We start from the raw sequence: 18,442 nt of genomic DNA on the forward strand, positions 1-18,442 counted from the left end.
CAGTATAACTATATGCGGAGTCAGCACTCGCCTCATGGACATCTGTCATTACTAGAACTAAATTGGCAGATGTACCCTGTCTTTTGCCCGGCTTGCCCGAACCCCACCAGATTTCATCCACTCGCTGGATGCTGTTATACTATAAAGGTCTAGCTAGAGGCACTAAACTTGTCATCTCTGTCCAATCTGTCCGAAGATGATTACTTTTTGAAATTCACAAGGGGGGAACTATGAATAACACCACGTTGTATTTGCGACACGCGGAGCTGCTGCGTGATCTGGTGCCATCCTTTCAAACCTATCCATTTCATCTGCCTGCTGTTCGAACGCTGGATCGCCTGACTTTTCAAAAACCAGTGACCTTTCTTGTTGGAGAGAACGGCACAGGCAAATCAACCTTGTTAGAGGGAATTGCTGCTGCTTGGGGCTTTAACCCTGAGGGTGGAACGCTAAACTTTTCTTTTAACACTCGTTCCTCGCATTCGAATCTTTATGAGTATTTTAGAATTGCTAGAGGGGTTAGACGGCCGAAGGACGGCTTTTTTCTGCGTGCGGAGAGTTATTATAATGTGGCTTCTTATATTGATGAGTTGGATGAACAACCCGGTGGCCCACCGATCAAAGACTCCTACGGAGGCAAATCTCTGCATGAGCAATCCCACGGAGAGTCTTTTTTAGCTACATTCGTTCACCGTTTCGGCGGCCGCGGTCTTTATATCCTCGACGAGCCTGAAGCAGCGCTTTCCCCCTTACGTCAAATGTCTCTGCTGGTGCGTATGCATGAGCTGGTCGGGCAAGATTCACAATTCATTATCGCAACACATTCCCCCATTCTGATGTCCTATCCCGGCGCTGAAATTTTTCTCTTGGAGGGGGAGGGAATACGGTCCGTCGCCTTGGAGGAAACCGAACATTATACCGTGACCAAAGCGTTTATGAACGATCGTCAAGGGATGTTGCGTGAGTTATTTGAAGATGAATAAGCATACACGACTTCGACGTCCCTTTAAGGACGGTAAGCGTTTAAGCGAGAAATATAAGGATATTTACAACATGGAACATATAAATTCTTATATTTTTGGCTATGTTAAATTCTAATGTTGATATTTGACCATAAGAAAACCGCCTTCGTTGAAAAGGCGGTTTATTGCTAGCTATCGTGTCCCGTTAGCGCAACGACTTACTCTGTTGAATTTCGTGTTCCTCAACATAAAGCGGCATCAGAGAAGGCGGATCGTACCTTATCGCGGCCTTTAAACGACAAAATGGTGCCGATAGCCATAGCCCCATAGCCGCAACGAAATAATAAGCCTAATCCGACAGTGCCCGCATGATGTTGGATTTCGCCTCTGCCGCAATTGCTTCATTCCCGTCATCGACCGCTTGCATTAAGATCAGTATGGGGATGTATACCGCGATTAGCCGCGCCAGCAGCTTCGTTTCCTCGTCCGCTCCTCCGTACGTTTCGAAAAACACGCCGCGAGCGTAAGGTGGTAAAAAGCTATAAGCAACGCTCAAATCGCAAGCCGGATGGCCTACGCTCAGATCGCCCCAATCAATGATGCCGGAAACGATCCCGTTCTCATTCACAAGCATATTTTTGAAATGAAGATCGCCATGTAGCAGTGCATTCACCGCCTCGACACGGTCCTTTTGCAGCCTGCTAATATACGCTTCGATCACACCGGACTCCTCCGGCGACAAGTGTTCAACCACCTTCGATAGAAAGCCCTCCAATTTCACTTTGCGCGATGCTATGTCCGTCAAGTTTCGATGATCTTGCTGAACTCCGCACTCCAGCGCCGCCTGCACCGGAAACTCATGCAATCTCCGCAAAAATTTCGCCAGCGTCTCTGCCGATAAAGCCCGGCGTTCTTCCGTCAAACCGATTGGGAAATCTCCTAGCACGTAGTCATAGCCAAGAAATGGTGCCGGGTATTCGTCACTTGCTTCGCCATAAAACAACGGTTTCGGATAGGGGATGGTTATATATGTCTCCAGCTTTGGCAGCAGCTTCCCTTCCATACGAATCGAGCCAACTGCAATCGTTCTTCTTGGAAACCGGAACACGTACTCGTCACCGATGAGAAAAACCGTATTGTCCCAACCCCAGCCCAATCGCTTCACTTGCTTCGATGACAGCTGAGGGAATTGTCTGCCGATCAGCGTCCGCGCCTGCTCTTCGTTAACCTCCCACTCCGCATCCCATACATTCGTTCCTCCCATGAATTGTCTGCCTCCTCGTTCCTTACGTTATTTAGATGTTTACATTCCCTAAAAGTTACGCATAACTGCCCGTTAGCTTAACAAGAATAAGCAGAAAGCCGAAGTTTGGTGTTCGTGTCGGTCACAGTAAACAGGCACGATTTGACCAACATATTTTTCTTATTCGATGCGGTATTCTCATATTCCTTGCTGTCTATGTAACGAAACCACGCCAAGTAATTCTGCAAATACTTTGTTGCAACACCATTGAAGCGATCCATCCATTTCTTCAAGCGGCTGTGGGTGCTGTTTACGTTTTGGATATGGTACACGCCTTTCACACGTTGTTTTCCGTCGGTCTTGAATCGGTAATGAGTCATGCCTTTTGAATTCGCATAGGAGCTAAATGCCCTCCATGAATCAGTGCATAACACGTTTGAGTCAGATAGATGACCACCAATCGCTTCGTCTAATTTTGTAATCCGAATACGTCCACGCCCAAGTACGCCAGAGTAAGTCATTTTCTGACGGTCACGGGCAACCAGCACGCACACTTGATCGTGGCTTATACCACGATATTTCGCTTTGCCGCCACGTTTACGTGGCTTGCGTTCGGTAATATTCCGCTTGCCCTTTTCCGAGTAAAGAAAGTAGGTCTCGTCCATTTCAACAATATCTTGAAATGCTTCGGTTGGAATCTGCTTCAGAGCGGAAAGAATCTTATGCCGCCAGTAAAACAAGGTGACATGCGTGACTTCATCGTTTAACTGCTCTGCACATTTTCTCAGAGAAAAGCCCTCAATCATGCATTCGATAAAACGAACCCACATATGAGGTCGCCTCATTCGTTGCAGAGGGGTGTTCGTAAGGTCATTGAATGTTTGGCGACAGGACTTACAACGGTAACGTTGACGTTTAACCTCTCCAGTGCGTGTTCTTACAGCCTACTTTCCAAATCGAACAACAGAATGGTTTTTGCAATGCGGGCAAACAAGTCCATCTTTATGCTTCTGCTCTTGAATTTCATCAATCGCTCGAACTGGAAGTGCCACTCCCTTGGTTCGGGACTGCAAAAAGTAGATAAGTTCTCGCTTACCATTATCGTCCAACGTATCAGCAAGCTTTTTCAGTTCCTTTAAATCCATAGGCAAATCATCTCCGAACAGTTATATCGCCCTTATTATAGAACACTTGTTCGTAATTATGAAATATCAACAACAAAGTTTAACATAGCCATATTTTAAAAAAAACAGCAGGTCTCCAAATCGGAAACTTGCTGTTTGCTTTGTGTTATTTTGTGTTTGATAGGTTCTTGAAATTAGCGTCTCGCAATCCCCGTCAGCTTGTGAACAATCCATCCAAACATGACTACAACCATCATATCGAAGCACACATTAAACAAGAATAAATGCTTACCGATGTCAGCCCTTCCGTCCCCAAGAATCGGAACCAAGAAGGAGAAAATCCCTATTAGCCCTAGCAGCATCAGCAGCTCGCCGGCAACTTTGCCACGAATATCCCTGCTGCGGAAATACTGGAACAAAGCTCCCGCAAAATACACCAGATAGAATATGGAGAGAAATCCGAGCGTGTGCGGAATATGTTTGTTTTTGAATTGGCTCCATGCACTGTAAGTATAGGATAATGCACCTGCTGGTTTATTCTCGCTTTTCTCATAGTTTCCTAGATAATACGGGCGAATCGCCATGCTGTTACTCGCAGCATATTTCATATTATCTATCAACCGGTCCGGATGCTTCAGATAGAAGAACAATACATCTTTATGAGATACACGGTCATAGAAGTCCGGAACCAGCGAAGGATCATCCTGCTTAATCACTGTATCGGTCTGAAAATAATTTGTACCCGCCAGTACCTCCAGCCGCTCCGGCAATCCGAGATCCTGCAAGTCTCCCTTCACATCCGGCGATTCGTTTAGAATCCCAAAAAACACCGTTTGATACAGATTAATATGCTTAAGATCTTTTGGCGCTGCCACATACAAAACGATGGATACAAGAAAGATGGCAATCGAAAAACGTAACGCCAACTTCCTCCATTTGCCCTCTCCGTCAAGCATCATAAACCGCAAGAAAATCAGTGCAAAGGCAATCCCAATCGGTGCATTCTGGATTTTGGAGGTGACCAGAAACAGAATCGCGATAAAAAATAAGGTTAATCCTTTAGTGGTTGGCTTCTCTTGGCTGGTTAATCTTAATCCTAATGCAAATGTCAGCAGCATAAACACCATCGACACTGGTTCTCCAAACAAGGAGTTGAAATAGGCCACATACCCGATATCGTAAAATACAAATAAGATAGCTGCTCCCAACAGCAGCCCTGTAACATAAGAGCCACGAGCATTATACTTCACCAGCAGCCAAGTTGCCGCCAGTAAAAGAAGCCCATAAACTGCACCCAGCAAACGAACATCAAAAAAGCTGCCATGGATGAGCCCGCCGATCAATCTCGGCACAAGTACTATAAAAATCTGTGAGGATGGATAAAAACCTCTAAATAAATTTTCATACGCAAAACTGGAATGACTAAAATTGAAAAACTGGTCGGCATACGATGCTCCAGTATCATAGTAGTTCAGACCGATGGTATTCATCATACGCAGAAAATCTCCGTTATCGGCAACACCAATAAATGGCCCTACGAATAGCAAATAAATAATGATACCGCAGCCGGCAAGGCCTACGAGATACTCCGGTTTCCAGAACTTTTTCATGATTCCCCCTATCTCTGTGGTAACAGCTTCACATATTCGTCGGACAAATTCATTAGCTTCAAAATATACTCATAATCAGTCTGATATTTTGTGAAATCCGATACTGGCTTAAGCGTATCCAACGACACAGCTTTACCATCAGCAAAATCTTTACCAGGCACATAGAGAATATCATCATTAAAGAAAGAACCAGAAGGCAAATAATACCGCATTCCTAACACATTACGATCAATGTTCAAGAGATCATGACCAAATGCTGTATAACCTTCTTCTTTTAAAGAAACCCCCAATAGGTTAGCTATTGTTGGAAGAATATCCAACTGTCCACCGGTTCTCTCTACTACCTTCCCTTGCTCCATTCCTGGTACATGTACAATCAATGGAATATTAAAGCGACTGATTCGGGAATCGTATGGAATCCCCAGTGCACTTTCCACTTGCTCCGGTGGCACATCCTGCGGCTGCAAGCCAAAATGATCGCCATACATCACCAGCACAGTGTTATCCCACATTCCATTTTTCTTCAAACCCTCTATTAAAGTTCCAATGGCATAATCAGTATAGTTAATAGCAGTCAAATAATCGCCAAGCATCGTGTTTTTTAACTCATCAGGCACTGATATCTTCTTAAAAGAGTCCGGAATTTGGAAGGGATGATGGCTGGACGCCGTCACCATTTGTGCGTAGAAAGGAGTTCCTTTCTTCTGCAGCTCTGCCAATTTCTCGACACCCGTAATATAAAGCTGTTCATCGGAAGCACCAAACGCATTAAAATGATCATTGGTAAAATAATCTTTATCATAATAGCCGTTAAATCCAAGTGCAGGATATAGCTCATTCCGATTCCAAAAGCCCACTTGATTCACGTGAAAGGTGTACGCCTCATATCCTTTATCTCTCAGCAGACGTGGTAGGCTCGGCAGTTCTCTGTCCCCGAATCCAGTGGACATTGCCAAGGTCCCGATTGGATAAATCGACGTGTTGCTCATAAATTCAGCGTCAGAAGTATTGCCCGGACCAATCTGCTGGTAGACATGGGGGAAGTAAAATCCCTCATCTGCCAACTTGTTCAACACTGGAGTCAGCTCTTGACCCTTCAGGGATTGATGCAGCGGGAAGTTTTGGAAAGCTTCCATTTGGATGACAATTACATTTTCGCCCTTTTGCGAGCCAAAATAATCAGGTGCTGTGCCCGCGGCCTTACTACTATAAGGATAGGAAGCTTGCAGTTCATCAATCTTCGCGATGGTATCCTTAATATCTCCGGTTCCAATGAGATTGTTATCTTCCTTGACCTTAATTGCGGCAACGACCTCATAATTCAGGAATCCGGCACTTTCTGCCTGCACAAGCTCATTTGTAATTCCCCGCGCAGAATTGACAGAATTGGCCGATAAGGCAAAACCTCCAAGAATAGCCACCAGAATCACCATCATATGTGCCAATCGTGTGTTCCGGGAGCTGAATCGCTCACGCTCACGCGGATAGGCTTTTCCATGCTTCCATCTGCGGATCAAGACATAGATTGCCATGATCACAAAATCAGCGAAAAATAAATAATCAATAGTCTGTATCGTTGATTCTACGCTTGCCTTCACTTGAAACACCTGATTCAGTTCATATAAAGCCAGATACGTAGGAACAGAACCAAAGTGATTGAAATATACACTGGCTGCGAACAGCAGCAGCGATAATATCCCGTTAAATGTCCAATAGACAGCTGTTCTCACCCGCGAAGGAGTAATGACTGTCAGTATCCCCATGATGAAGAGGACTGGAGCAACATCTGCTGCAATCCACTCCCAAGCAATTCTATCAAAGAACAGCACTCTCAGCAGGAGCAGCTTCAACCATAGCAGCAGGACAACAATATAGAACTGAGCTCGATTCGGCCCGTGCTTTTTCACGTTTTAATCCCCTCTTACCTTTTCATTTGTTCTGATTATGAACTCTATTCATCTTTTCTGTAAAATATCAGATTGTTCTAGTATAACAATACTTACTTTTTTTATCAAAAATGTGCACCTTTCGCTCCCACTACAAATAGGGAAATCCCACGCCTTTTCGGCTGTGGAACCTCCCTATTTAAGCCTATTATGTTATGCCTTTCAATCTAAGACTGGCTTGCTGGCAAATCCTCTTTTACCTTCCAGATCGTTAAATCACTATCATAATATACAGTGATCTCAGGACTGCCAAGCTTATGAAAGGTGAGATTCCCGGGCTCCTGATCTCTTTTAAGCAAGCTATATTCGCTCACATCAGCAACGCTAAATATCTTAGTCAGCAGAGGTGCTGCCTTCTCACGTAGGCGATCCCCATCAATTAGAGACAGCTCCCGGTCTAATACCGTTAGTTGTTTGGGATCTGTTTTATCACTAGCACGAGGATTTGTATCACTAATCTGCTCAATCCTTCTAGTAACAGTATCGAACGTAACCGAAACCTTTGATCCGTATTGCAGCGTAAGCGTATCCTGATCCTTGTCCATAGCCCGAAATACTAAACTAAGCTCTTCACCTCCGTTACCTCTCAACACCTTCAAGGCCTGTTCCCCAGCTTGACGCATCTCTTCTGATACCGCCGAGGCCTCAAGCGTGGCTGATGCGTAATCGAATTCACCATTTACAAATCCGATACGCCATTTCTCCGCCCTAAAGTTATTCTCAATTTTCACGCCAGAATGTTGTGTAACATCATATTCAGCGTATCTGAGCACTTCATAAGCTGAATCATTCGCATAACCCAGTTTGCCCTTGATCTCTTCCGCACGGGTATTCATTTCAGCGTCGATCTCCGCAGCTGTCAGAATCCTACTCATCTTCGTTTGCACCAGTTCTCCTGTCTCATAATTGATCCAGATATATGCGGAGTCCTCACCTTTCTGGTAAGAGTAAAATATCTGCTGTTGCTCCTTAAGCCATTCCCGGTGATCTAGCGGATAAGTCTTTCCAAGTAAACTCTGCATCACCTGATCTGCGTTCCGCTGTAGCTCAGCCTCCGTGAAATGCGACGAAACCTCAGTTTGCGCAGGGTTGCTTGATTCATTACCGAGGAACCTTCCGTTCAGAAAGAATACACCTAAGCCCAACAATACAATAAAACTCGCCACAGCCAACAATTGCACAGGCAGTCTTTTTCCTGAGTAAGATTTCGCTCCCTGTTGATCTTCTTGAATTCGGCGAATGACGTTGTCTGCATGCCTCATAGTAAACATTTCATTTCCAAAAGGTCCTTTTCGGGCCTGAGCATACCATTCCGGTTTATGATCCTCCATCATTCTACCCCCTTTAATTTGTTCTGAATTTTTTGCCGCGCTCGGTGCAATCTTGATTTTACCGTTCCGTGACTCAAGTTCATCAGTTCAGCTATTTCTTTTATAGAGAGTTCATATTTCAAATCCAGGACCAATATTTCGCGCAGCTTTGGAGACAATGCCATAATTAGATCCCATATCTCACCAATGGACTGATTACCCAAATACTCCATCTCCGCAGATCGGGCTACGCCAAGAGGTTCGATAGTTTTTTCCCGCTGCTTCACATCAACCGTGGACAATGGCTGTACACCACCCCATAAGCCCGAACGAAAAAAGCGCGATTTCCGGTGCGAAAAAACAGTATTCCTGGCAATCGTAAGCAACCATGCTTTAAATGAAGAATTCCCCCGGTACGTTCCAATCCTGTAATAACATTTAATGAATACTTCTTGAGCCAGATCATCGGCTTGTTCAGAATTTTTGGTAAGATAATAGATATAATTCCATATATCCTCTCCGTAACGGCTCATGATTTCTCTTAGTTGCTGTTCATTCATCGTCTCGCAATGCTGAAGACCTTCCAGTTCCAATTAGCTTCACCTCACTTAATACGACCTCATAAAAGGCACTTTAGTTCCCTTATGTTCATATTTTCTCATAAAAAAACAGGGGGTCCAGTGATGATCCCCTGCGAATGATAAGATATCCGAATCCGAATCGACCTCTCCCCTCAAACGATCGAGGTATGCGTGAGTAATCTTTTAATAGAACGGTTAGCTTCATTTAGTACAATATCTTTATCCACAGTCTTTAGCAAACCTCTTTCCATCACGATCTCCCCGTCGATTATCGTTGTCTCCACATCTGCCCGCGTAGCGGAATATACAATTCTAGAGATGGGATCTACGTCGTAAGAGGGGAAGGTATGAAAATTGTAGAGATTCAGGAGCACTAGATCTGCTTTTTTGCCTACCTCGATACTCCCGATCTTATGCTCCATCCCTACGGCCTTCGCCCCACCAATAGTAGCCATACGGAATACACTGCGGGCATCCATGGTTGTGGGTCCGTGATGAGGCTTTTGAATAATCGCCGCCAATCGCATCTCATTAAACATATCCAGATTGTTATTGCATGGAGCGCCATCCGCTCCCAGACTAAGAGAAACATGCTCATGAAGCATCCCTGGTGTGTCGGCAATTCCGGAGGCCAATTTCAGATTGGAACCCGGGCAATGACTTACATGCACCCCTCGATCCCGCAAAATCCGCCGCTCCTCAGCATCCAGCCACACGCAATGCGCCAGTATAAGCCGTTCATTGGCTAATCCTAGATGGTCCAGATAGACGATGTTACGCATGCCAGTCATGGCCTGCACAATCTCAATTTCCCCTAAATTCTCAGACGCATGAGTATGCACCTTCACATCGTATCTTGCGGACAGATCTCGTACCTCGGTTAATAAAGGCTCTGTACAGGAAATCACAAAACGTGGAGAAAATGCATACTGAATCCGGCCGTTTCCATAACCATTCCATTTTTCCAGTAGATCGACACTTTCCTGCAAAGAAGATGCGGTATCCTCCTGCAGCGCCTCAGGCACATCTCCCCCTTTTTGATCCATCATCACCTTGCCGGACAAGGCCCGGATTCCACTTTTAGCTATAGCCTGAAACGCAAAATCCGTATGATGGACAGTCTCCATATCCACAATCGTCGTCGTGCCGCTGGTGATCAGTTCGCCGATGCCAAGCATAGCCGAATAATAAAGGGATTCTTCATCATGCGCGGCCTCTAATGGCCAGATTCGTTTGCGCAGCCAATCCATCAGCTCCAGATCGTCCCCTTTACCACGGAATAACGTCTGGCATAAATGAATATGAGTCTGAATAAAACCCGGAATTAATGTACGGTTCGTAGCATCAATGATCTGCTCGTCGCCCTGCGGGATCAGGCCAGTGCCGATTTCAACAATGAGATCATCCTTAATCCGGACATCCCCGTGTATTATTTCCTCTTGCTTGTTCATCGTAATGATTTCGGCATTTTTGATCAAAATATTCCCCATAGCCCTTCTCCCCCTCATTGAGTTAATTCCAGCACAACTTCACGCTTGTAACACAAAAAGGCCACAAAAATATGCCTGAGCATATTTTCGTAGCCAGAAATTTACGGTTCCCGGTAGAGACCCTTAAACCAATTATTAAGGATATACGAAAAAAAGACTATTCATTTGTAATTTGAATAGTCCAATAATAATCTAAAGACAGGTTATACGTCAATATACATGACATATAAAATCGATTTCGTTTTATTAATACTGTTTCATAAAAGTGATTTAGAATTTTATGTTATGTTAAATAACATAATTCGATTTATGATCACGATTATTCTGTTTGAAGAAAATTTCGATCACGATACCCTGTACTTCGCGTCAGATTTACTGTCAGGAAAACATAAAAAATAAGCTATCCAAGAGCTATTTCATGGCTTAAGAGACAACCGTTTCGTTCGATTAAGTCGGCCATTTCGCACGATTAGGTCGACCATTTCGGACAGTATCTCTGCTTACTCTAACGCGTTGTGCTAAACCGCTGTGCATATAGCACGGTACGGTGGACTAGTCAGAGCCCGAAAGTGTACGTCTAGCTCTATTCATCTAACTGACCTATGCCGACCCTACTGCTACTCAACTGCTACTTCTGCACTGCTTCGGCTTCTTGTATTTCTCCCCTACGCCTACTCCACTGCTTCTGCACTCCTACATTCTCCTTGCGCCCACTCCACTGCTACGTCTACTGATACTGCTTCTACTACTGCCCCTACACTACTCTTATTTCTGCACTTCTACGTTCCCCTTGCGCCTATTACACTGCTACGTCTACTGCTTCTGCTACTACTGTCCCTACACTACTTCTACTTCTGCACATCTTTGTTCCCCTTGCGACTATTACACTGCTACATCTACTGCTTCTGCTACGTCTACTGCTACAACAACTACAACTACAGCTCCTACTCTACTCCTACTTCTGCACTTTTACTTTCTCCCTGCGCCTACTCCCCTGCTACTTCTACTGCTTCTGCTACTACTGTCCCTACACTACTTCTACTTCTACTTCTGCACATCTATGTTCCCCTTGCGACTATTACACTGCTACGTCTACTTCTGTTTCTACTACTGCCCCTACACTACTCTTATTTCTGCACTGCTACGTCTACATCTACATCTACATCTACTTCTGCTTCTACTGCTCTCGCTACGTCCACACCACTGGTGAGTCATAATCCTCCATGCTTTCGGACCCAGCTGACGCTATTTGCACATTTATCGCCTTTGGAGCAGTGTTTCGGACTCCAGTGACGCTATTCCCTCGTTACAGGCCCATATGCAGTGTGTTTTATAGCAATAGCTGCGCTGGAGTCCGATAGCATCCCAAATGTGGGAAAATTCCGCGTTTAAGGTCATCTGGGTCCGTTACTGTCGAGTCATACTCAGCCGCTGATGCTTATGGACCCAGATGACGCTATTTGCACATTTATCGCCTTTTGAGCAAAATTTCGGACTCCAGTGACGCTATTCCCTCGAAACAGGTCCATATGTAGTGTGTTTTATACCAATAGCTGCGCTGGAGTCCGATAGCATCCCAAATGTGGGAAACTTCCACGTTTAAGGTCATCTGGGTCCGATAGTGTCGAGTCATACTCTGCCACTGATGCTTTCGGACCCAGATGACGCTATTTGCACACTTATCGCCTTTTGAGCAGGGTTTCGGACTCCAATGACGCTATTTGCACATTTATCGCCATTTGAGCATGGTTTCGGACTCCAATGACTATTTGCAAATTCATCACCTTTTGAGCAGGGTTTTCGTAAGCGCAAATGCTACATAATCAAACAAAGTTTTTGTTTAGAGAAAGGTGTTATTTTCACGAAAAAAGAGGATATCCCAGCAGCCATTTGATGGCTCTGAGATATCCTCTGGTTCTCTTGCTATGTTAAGCTTCCGAATTTCCGTGCTTTTCTAGAACCTTCTCGAACACCGGAAAATTAGCGGTGCGCCCCGGAAAAGTTACTTCACCCCTGCGATCATAACCTAACTTGGGATATAGGGCGAGTGCCCCAGTGTTCTTAGCATATGTATCCAGACGGATACTGGAATAACCATTCTGGCGAGCATATTCTTCTGCATAAGTGCTAAGACGGCGCGCAATTCCCTTCCCTTGAACTTCGGGATGCACAGCCAATCTATGCATAATTAAATGAGGCCCTTGCGTTTCTGTCCAGTCAATCTTCCCATACTGCTCGGATTGGTGCTCGTCCAACACTAGAATGCCGGCCACCGCATTGTTCTCCTCACATACCCATAGATTGCCACGTTCAATGTCAAGGGAGATGATCTCCCGGTTCGGATAATGCTCGTCCCACTGATCGCTGCCACCTGCTTGCATCACCTGTACGCATTTGGCAATCAGCTCCATAATTTCATCAATCTCATCTTTGCGTGCTCTGCGAATCTCAGTACCCATGAATCATCCCTGCCTTCATCTTAACCTCATATTATTTTCACTTTCATTATGAAGTTTATCACATCGGCAGCGCAGCAAACCAGTCCGCACGAAAACCCCAAGACCCGCTCACGGACGGAGCGGATCTTGTCATCTGTGTCTCCTAGCTGAATTCCAGCTTATGCCCGTCCTCGAAGCCCTTGGCGAAACCGGCGTCGAACCCCACGTTGTATGCTTCGGTGTAGCCCTGTTGAAAGGCGTCTGCCGGAGGCGTTTCCGGCGAAACGCCCAGCTCCGGGGGGAGCGGAATTACCTGTGGAGCAGGCGGAGCCTCGCTCACGGGTACCACAATCACCGGTGGCTGCGCAACCCTTACTTTACGAACAAGCTTACGACGAAGTCTTCTTTTCTTGCGTAGCAATAGGCCTTTTTTCGACTTCCCATAACGAGCAGTTTTCCGGGCAAGAACTCTGCGGGATTTACGGGCTAGCCCTTTACGAACTTTTGCTTTCCGCGAGAGCAGCAATGTGCGTCTACGGGTTCTGCCTGAACGTAGCGTTCTGCGGCTTTTTTTCTTCATGCTTCTACTCCTCCTGTGCTCCATGTTCTCTGGAGGTTCCTACGGCGTATGCCTTGCTCAGCCATGGCGCAGCAGGAATTCCCCGTTTAGGACGATGTAGTGAAATCCCGGACATCATCCGGCACATCGCACTCTGATACCCACTTAAAATCCTGATATTGTCGCTCAATTTGCGGGCCGTCAACTCAGATTGCTCCGTCAATTCGGCGATGCTCTCCAAGATGGCCGCCAAAGCAGCCTGACTGCGCGAAATGGAGCGAATCATCTCCAGCTTGACGGCATGTTCAGAGAGACGGTCCCCGCTCATTTGCTGTCTTCTCCAAAACTAAAGCCATCACCTGACATGTCTCCAAAACCTTCCCCGCCACCATCGTCTTCACCACTGCCCAGCACTGCTTTTAAATTGCTGTAGAGTCCGTTCTCCAGTTTGGTCAGCCCTTCGACCATCTCCACGATGACCTCGTGTATAGAGAGGGACTCCTTCAGTTGCTCACTGTGGGAATCAAAGGCTCTAGCGTGGATATGATGCTGTGCCCACTGCTTTACCTTTTCAGCTTCAACCGCCTTAGCTTCCAGAATCAACGCAACGTTCCACTGGATGGCGGCGGTGGACTCCAGCATTTGCAGATAAGCCTTTTCTCTGCTCATCTTCCGCCTCCTGCTCCTATAGCGTTACTCTTCTTCTTGACCGTTCAATTCCTTAATCACTCTGCCTACCCCATCAGCCATCGCTTCTTCCAGATCTGCAAGTGCATTCAAGTAAGCAATAATGTTCTTGTTTACCTGAGTTGAGCTTTCGATCATCCCGCTGATCCCATCAAAATCAGGCTCCGCATCTGGCAGATCGTGGACAATTTGCGACATACGGACAGCCACATGGCGCTCAGCGTCTAGAATCCGCGCCATCTGTTCGTGCGTATGGGCCATGTGCTGCAGGACTTTAGTTATTTTACTCTGCACCTTCATGTCTCCTTTGCTCAAACGCCCTGCTACAGCATATGCGGCAGGAGCCGGGACGGTGCCGGGATCCTCGACAAGTTAAGGCTCTATTCGTGACTGGAATGACATAAAAATTACGTTATTGCTAAGTACATTTAAAAGGATTAAAATGTGAAATGCACAATCCTGAGTTTACCAAAGGTTGGTGGGGAATATATGAAGCTTGAAAGCAAGCGTATCGATCTAATACCTTTAACTGCCCCAGAGCTCACGCTAGCAATAGATAACTATTCGGAGCTACAGCAGCAATTAGGCTTAGCTGCCATCAGTGCGGCGCTTGATGATGAAATGCAATATGCTATGCAGATCAGGCTAAAAAAGGTGCAGCAGGACCCCGACCATTACCTATGGTTAACGAACTGGGCCATCATCCATCGGGAAGATCAATGTATTATAGGATTCATTATCCTTAAAGGTTACCCGAATGAGAAAGGCGAGGTTATTCTAGGGTATGGGATTGATGAGAAATATAGAAGAAAAGGGTATGCAACAGAGGCACTACACACAATTAATGCATGGATCTTCTCCCATCCCCAAGCTGTCTATGTAATCGCTGACACTGAAAAAGATAATACAGCCTCCCACAAAGTATTGGAGCGTCTAGGCTCTGAGAGATACAAAGAAACTGAGGATTTAATCTGGTGGAGGATTTCTAACCCCCGAGCTCTCTGAGTAACGCGTGATTTCAAAGCCCTTGCGGCTATCTATAGCAGGATTACAACAAAAAAAGCACTGCCTTATGGCAGTGCATCCTTTAACTTTTCCCCCGCCTCGTGTAAAGACTGGAACGTCCCCGCATCACTCCACCAATCCTTAAGCACATCATAACTAAGTCTGCGATCAGCGGCGTATATATTATTTACATCGGTAATCTCCAGCTCCCCCCTCTTGGAAGGCGATACCCGCCGGATGATATCAAATACAGCTTCATCGTACATATAAATACCAGTTACACAATAATTGGTCTTCGGATGCTCAGGCTTTTCTTCGATATAAGCAATCCATGCCGCATCTTGACTATCAAACACAGGTACACCGTATCTGCGCGCGTCCTCCACCGGCTTCAGCAACACCTTTGCAGTGCCCGCCGGCTGACGAAGATAACTCTCCACATAAGGCTTCAGATCATCCATAAAAAGATTATCCCCGAGCAATACAACAAATCGTTCCCCTGGGAAAATGAACCCTTCTGCTAAATCAAGCGCCTCGGCAATGCCTCCGGCAGCTTCCTGAATTTTATAGGTCAGAGATACACCAAATGCAGCACCGCTGCCTAAAAAATCCGTGTATAATCCAGCAGACTGCTTGCTTATGACCAGAAGAATGTCGGTAATTCCTCCCCGGCGAAGCCGGTCTATGCCGTAACAGACCATAGGATATTTGCCGACCGGAAGCAAATGTTTGTTCATAAGCCGGGTCAGCGGTTGAAGTCTAGATCCTGTTCCGCCCGCCAGTATGACTCCTTTCACTTACTTTCCTCCTCTTTATCTACGTCCTTTGCCTTCGGATCTGCACTTCATATAAAATTAATAGGATCTACATTCCATTTATCTATAAAGATCTTGCGATTTCGTTCCACCAGTTCTTGCAGTCCGGTATTGTAAACTTGCTTGAAACTTGCACTTCCTTCATGGTGCACCAAGCAATCCCCGGCGATAAGCAGCCGATATCCCTTTATCCTGGCGCGATAACAATAATCATCATCTTCGTAATGTCCAGGTGAGAATCTCTCATCCAGTAGACCTACGGAAGTTAGCAGCTCTCTTTTGAATAAAAAACATAATCCTACCAGCCGTCTCGTCTCCAGCCATTTCTGGGGATTTGGAAGGTTCGCCCTCTCAGCAGCCTGATGAAAACCTATCAGACCTTCATAATCGGTCTTCACCTGTTGACGTCCACTGGCATAGTTTGTGACTGGTCCAACAATACCTACATCAGGAGCACTATATAGAGCCCTCTTCAGATTAGTTAACCATCCTTGAGACACCACTACATCGTTATTCAGCAGCAGGACTTCATCACCTGACGCTAGCTGTAGCCCCAAATTGCATGCAGTTGGAAAGCCGCGATTGTCTGGCAATGAAATAAACGTTATATGATTCGCACGGCAATAGGTGTCTGTTCCGTCCGTTGAAGCATTGTCCACTACGATAATCTCATAAGGCGGCGGAGTGTAGGCACGAATAGATTCCACACAGGCCCGCAGCAAGGGCAGCGCATTGTAGGTTGGAATAATAATACTCGTCAGCGTCATATCCGATTCCTCCAAGCGGCTACCTGTCTGCGGTACTCACGCTGTGTTTCACTACTTAGCAGACCGCCAGCTTTTCGCCGGGAAAGAACCTCATGTAGAGCCTCAGCATGATCTCCTATGATCAGTTTTTCCACAGCATTTCCAACCCCTGTATTTGCCTTGCGCAGCCGATTATGTTTAATAACATTTACCGTTCCTACCTTCTCCACCCGTAACTTTTCTAATACAGAGCGAGCTTGGGCTTTAGGTGGAACCATTAATTCACGGTAGCCTATGGTCTCAAGCGCATGCCGCGAAAGCGCATGAGGAACAGCTGTCATAGAGCTAACCCCGAGATCGTACCTATCCAGAGCATAATTCAGAAACAGTTTGCTGCGGGTGACATCATCACATAATCCAAAGGAAGGCATCAGTGAGTCTAAATCATTAAGAGCTACATCAATTCCGCGATCTACAGCCGCCGTGAATGAAACGAGCTGAGAGGCCGGAATGACCATATCTCCATCCAGAAAAAGCAATATATCCCCGCGACTCAGCTTTGCACCGATAGCCCGGCCCACATCATGTCCGACAGACTCTGGGCAGTGTACTACAATGGCTTGACGATGTTGTCTAGAAATAGGAAAAGAGTTATCACTGCAGCCATTAAGTACGACGATAATTTCTGCAGGTTCAAGCCGTGCAACCTGATGCAGCAGACGTGACAAGGTCTGCTCCTCATTACGCGCGGAGATAATGACTGACAAAGTCCCGCGTAACTTCGGTAATTTCAGAGTCTCCTTGCCTGCCTTCGATTGCCGAGACAGAAGCGGGCGAGCAGCAGCGTTGGCTTTTACAGAGCGATTGGCTGACCTGTGACGGATTGGGCGTTTCTTTGCCGTTCGAGCTGCTGTGCCTCGTAAAGTTGCAACCATCATCTCACCATCTCTCTGCGCCGGGCTCCGTCGCCAAAGCCCGCTCTGTTCCCCCGATGTTCCAGCAAGAGGGATACAGCCTCCATATGATCCGCTGTAATTAACTGCTGCAATGGATCTATGCCGTCTTCCTTGCGTCTCACCGCATTTAACTTCCCTACAGGTACTTTGTGAGCGGCTACCACTTGCAGTCCACTAAGAATTGCCTGGGCATGCGCCAGTGGAGGACGTGATAATGAATCGCACCCTAGAATATCAAGTGCTCTGCGGCTGATTGCGTGCGGAACTGCCGTCATCGAACATCCCTTCAGATCTGGACGGCCAAGCAGAATATTCAGTGCATGTTTAGACAGCACCACCGGATGGGGGGACAGCTTCCGGACCGGACCGGAATAATCATTAAGCGCTATGTCCACTCCACCACTAACAGCAGTGACGTAAGGACGCAGCCCCGAAGCAGGTATCACCAAATCTCCATCTGTAAACAATAGGATTTCTCCCTTGGCTGCCTCAGCTCCCACACTACGGCCAGCGTCGTGTCCAAGCGGCAACTCATAGGAAATAACACGCGCACCTAGCGATTGTGCAATCCCTGCCGTTTGATCAGTGGATCCATTCACGACCACAATTACCTCGCAGCGCGGATGGACCCCTCTGGCTCCAGATATCACTCCCGCAATGGTCTGAGCTTCATTCATGGCTGGAATAATAACCGAAACATAGGGATTAGGATGGTTAACTATAGGGACTACAGCGACTTGCCGCACTGGGCGTGAAGTCCGCCGCTTCATCCGAGAGACCCGCCGCCCTGTGCGGCGGGCAGAAGTTCGTTTGGGCTTCATGCTCATCCACCTTCCTTACAGAGCCAATTCTTCAGGCTGAGGGTTACATCACAGTTTATGTACTACAACGCACAGGGTAACGGCAATTGTCTCCTGTCGTTCTGAAAACAGGACAAATGTACTCCCCACCAAACTTCGGCTTAGATACA

At 46.3% G+C, this 18,442-nt stretch carries 17 protein-coding genes, 1 pseudogene and 1 riboswitch; of the genes and pseudogenes, 2 read left to right on the top strand and 16 right to left on the bottom strand.

The annotated features are described in order from the left end of the window. Positions 1–230 precede the first annotated feature (230 nt). Positions 231–983, top strand: coding sequence for an AAA family ATPase (locus MKY54_RS25660; RefSeq protein ID WP_076130435.1), 753 nt, complete (start codon positions 231–233; stop codon positions 981–983). Positions 984–1,311: 328 nt separating this feature from the next. On the opposite strand, the gene MKY54_RS25665 is transcribed toward MKY54_RS25660, so the two are convergent. The 12 genes and pseudogenes from MKY54_RS25665 to MKY54_RS25720 all read right to left on the bottom strand — a co-directional run bounded on the left by MKY54_RS25665 (position 1,312) and on the right by MKY54_RS25720 (position 14,244). Then, complete coding sequence (locus MKY54_RS25665) at positions 1,312–2,226, bottom strand: phosphotransferase (protein ID WP_076280494.1); 915 nt, start codon at positions 2,224–2,226, stop codon at positions 1,312–1,314. 77 nt (positions 2,227–2,303) lie between these two features. Beyond that, a pseudogene (locus tag MKY54_RS25670) lies at positions 2,304–3,236 on the bottom strand (IS1595 family transposase); the annotation flags it as partial. A gap of 287 nt (positions 3,237–3,523) precedes the next feature. After that, on the bottom strand, positions 3,524–4,939 hold the full coding sequence (locus tag MKY54_RS25675) for a hypothetical protein (RefSeq protein ID WP_076302431.1): 1,416 nt from the start codon (positions 4,937–4,939) through the stop codon (positions 3,524–3,526). Between the two features lie 8 nt (positions 4,940–4,947). Beyond that, positions 4,948–6,846 carry an LTA synthase family protein gene (locus MKY54_RS25680; protein ID WP_339188373.1) on the bottom strand — a complete coding sequence of 633 codons (1,899 nt, stop codon included), beginning with the start codon at positions 6,844–6,846 and terminating at the stop codon, positions 4,948–4,950. A gap of 206 nt (positions 6,847–7,052) precedes the next feature. Continuing rightward, the gene (locus tag MKY54_RS25685) at positions 7,053–8,216 is read right to left on the bottom strand and encodes a hypothetical protein (RefSeq protein WP_339188376.1); all 1,164 of its coding nucleotides are present in this window, start codon (positions 8,214–8,216) and stop codon (positions 7,053–7,055) included. Beyond that, positions 8,216–8,788 carry an RNA polymerase sigma factor gene (locus MKY54_RS25690; protein WP_076130440.1) on the bottom strand — a complete coding sequence of 191 codons (573 nt, stop codon included), beginning with the start codon at positions 8,786–8,788 and terminating at the stop codon, positions 8,216–8,218. The genes MKY54_RS25685 and MKY54_RS25690 overlap by 1 nt, the downstream gene beginning before the upstream one ends. A gap of 140 nt (positions 8,789–8,928) precedes the next feature. Next, positions 8,929–10,266 (bottom strand): 5'-deoxyadenosine deaminase, encoded by a 1,338-nt coding sequence (locus MKY54_RS25695; RefSeq protein WP_339188379.1) that lies wholly within the window; start codon positions 10,264–10,266, stop codon positions 8,929–8,931. 70 nt (positions 10,267–10,336) lie between these two features. Then, positions 10,337–10,435, bottom strand: a riboswitch (purine riboswitch). A 1,759-nt stretch (positions 10,436–12,194) separates the two neighbouring features. Beyond that, on the bottom strand, positions 12,195–12,725 hold the full coding sequence (locus MKY54_RS25700; protein WP_076179672.1) for a GNAT family N-acetyltransferase: 531 nt from the start codon (positions 12,723–12,725) through the stop codon (positions 12,195–12,197). A gap of 142 nt (positions 12,726–12,867) precedes the next feature. After that, complete coding sequence (locus MKY54_RS25705; protein ID WP_076130443.1) at positions 12,868–13,284, bottom strand: hypothetical protein; 417 nt, start codon at positions 13,282–13,284, stop codon at positions 12,868–12,870. Between the two features lie 4 nt (positions 13,285–13,288). Then, a complete protein-coding gene (locus MKY54_RS25710) occupies positions 13,289–13,591 on the bottom strand; it encodes a hypothetical protein (RefSeq protein WP_051491084.1) in 303 nt (100 codons plus the stop codon). After that, a complete protein-coding gene (locus MKY54_RS25715) occupies positions 13,588–13,932 on the bottom strand; it encodes a hypothetical protein (RefSeq protein WP_036679724.1) in 345 nt (114 codons plus the stop codon). The genes MKY54_RS25710 and MKY54_RS25715 overlap by 4 nt, the downstream gene beginning before the upstream one ends. A 24-nt stretch (positions 13,933–13,956) precedes the next feature. After that, complete coding sequence (locus MKY54_RS25720; protein ID WP_036679726.1) at positions 13,957–14,244, bottom strand: hypothetical protein; 288 nt, start codon at positions 14,242–14,244, stop codon at positions 13,957–13,959. A gap of 195 nt (positions 14,245–14,439) precedes the next feature. Between MKY54_RS25720 and MKY54_RS25725 the strand changes: the two genes are divergently transcribed. After that, positions 14,440–14,955, top strand: coding sequence for a GNAT family N-acetyltransferase (locus tag MKY54_RS25725; RefSeq protein ID WP_076278183.1), 516 nt, complete (start codon positions 14,440–14,442; stop codon positions 14,953–14,955). Positions 14,956–15,020: 65 nt separating this feature from the next. On the opposite strand, the gene MKY54_RS25730 is transcribed toward MKY54_RS25725, so the two are convergent. The 4 genes from MKY54_RS25730 to MKY54_RS25745 are packed head-to-tail and all read right to left on the bottom strand — an operon-like array spanning position 15,021 to position 18,293. Then, a complete protein-coding gene (locus MKY54_RS25730; protein WP_076130445.1) occupies positions 15,021–15,752 on the bottom strand; it encodes a sugar phosphate nucleotidyltransferase in 732 nt (243 codons plus the stop codon). 47 nt (positions 15,753–15,799) lie between these two features. Next, the gene (locus tag MKY54_RS25735; RefSeq protein ID WP_076142551.1) at positions 15,800–16,537 is read right to left on the bottom strand and encodes a glycosyltransferase family 2 protein; all 738 of its coding nucleotides are present in this window, start codon (positions 16,535–16,537) and stop codon (positions 15,800–15,802) included. Beyond that, positions 16,534–17,454 (bottom strand): glycosyltransferase, encoded by a 921-nt coding sequence (locus MKY54_RS25740; RefSeq protein WP_111505479.1) that lies wholly within the window; start codon positions 17,452–17,454, stop codon positions 16,534–16,536. Before MKY54_RS25740 ends, MKY54_RS25735 begins: the two co-directional genes overlap by 4 nt. Then, positions 17,451–18,293, bottom strand: a complete 843-nt coding sequence (locus tag MKY54_RS25745) for a glycosyltransferase (RefSeq protein WP_256717266.1) — start codon at positions 18,291–18,293, stop codon at positions 17,451–17,453. Before MKY54_RS25745 ends, MKY54_RS25740 begins: the two co-directional genes overlap by 4 nt. Between the last annotated feature and the right edge of the window lie 149 nt (positions 18,294–18,442).

This window comes from Paenibacillus sp. FSL P2-0121, assembly GCF_037975345.1.
GTDB classification, from domain to species: Bacteria; Bacillota; Bacilli; order Paenibacillales; family Paenibacillaceae; genus Paenibacillus_AQ; species Paenibacillus_AQ odorifer.

Coding starts and splice junctions, on each gene's coding strand:
- MKY54_RS25725 (WP_076278183.1), top strand. CDS start 14,440: ATGAAGCTTGAAAGCAAGCGTATCGATCTAATACCTTTAACTGCCCCA.
- MKY54_RS25745 (WP_256717266.1), bottom strand. CDS start 18,293: ATGAAGCCCAAACGAACTTCTGCCCGCCGCACAGGGCGGCGGGTCTCT.
- MKY54_RS25675 (WP_076302431.1), bottom strand. CDS start 4,939: ATGAAAAAGTTCTGGAAACCGGAGTATCTCGTAGGCCTTGCCGGCTGC.
- MKY54_RS25705 (WP_076130443.1), bottom strand. CDS start 13,284: ATGAAGAAAAAAAGCCGCAGAACGCTACGTTCAGGCAGAACCCGTAGA.
- MKY54_RS25740 (WP_111505479.1), bottom strand. CDS start 17,454: ATGATGGTTGCAACTTTACGAGGCACAGCAGCTCGAACGGCAAAGAAA.
- MKY54_RS25715 (WP_036679724.1), bottom strand. CDS start 13,932: ATGAGCAGAGAAAAGGCTTATCTGCAAATGCTGGAGTCCACCGCCGCC.
- MKY54_RS25685 (WP_339188376.1), bottom strand. CDS start 8,216: ATGGAGGATCATAAACCGGAATGGTATGCTCAGGCCCGAAAAGGACCT.
- MKY54_RS25710 (WP_051491084.1), bottom strand. CDS start 13,591: ATGAGCGGGGACCGTCTCTCTGAACATGCCGTCAAGCTGGAGATGATT.
- MKY54_RS25665 (WP_076280494.1), bottom strand. CDS start 2,226: ATGGGAGGAACGAATGTATGGGATGCGGAGTGGGAGGTTAACGAAGAG.
- MKY54_RS25660 (WP_076130435.1), top strand. CDS start 231: ATGAATAACACCACGTTGTATTTGCGACACGCGGAGCTGCTGCGTGAT.
- MKY54_RS25695 (WP_339188379.1), bottom strand. CDS start 10,266: ATGGGGAATATTTTGATCAAAAATGCCGAAATCATTACGATGAACAAG.
- MKY54_RS25700 (WP_076179672.1), bottom strand. CDS start 12,725: ATGGGTACTGAGATTCGCAGAGCACGCAAAGATGAGATTGATGAAATT.
- MKY54_RS25735 (WP_076142551.1), bottom strand. CDS start 16,537: ATGACGCTGACGAGTATTATTATTCCAACCTACAATGCGCTGCCCTTG.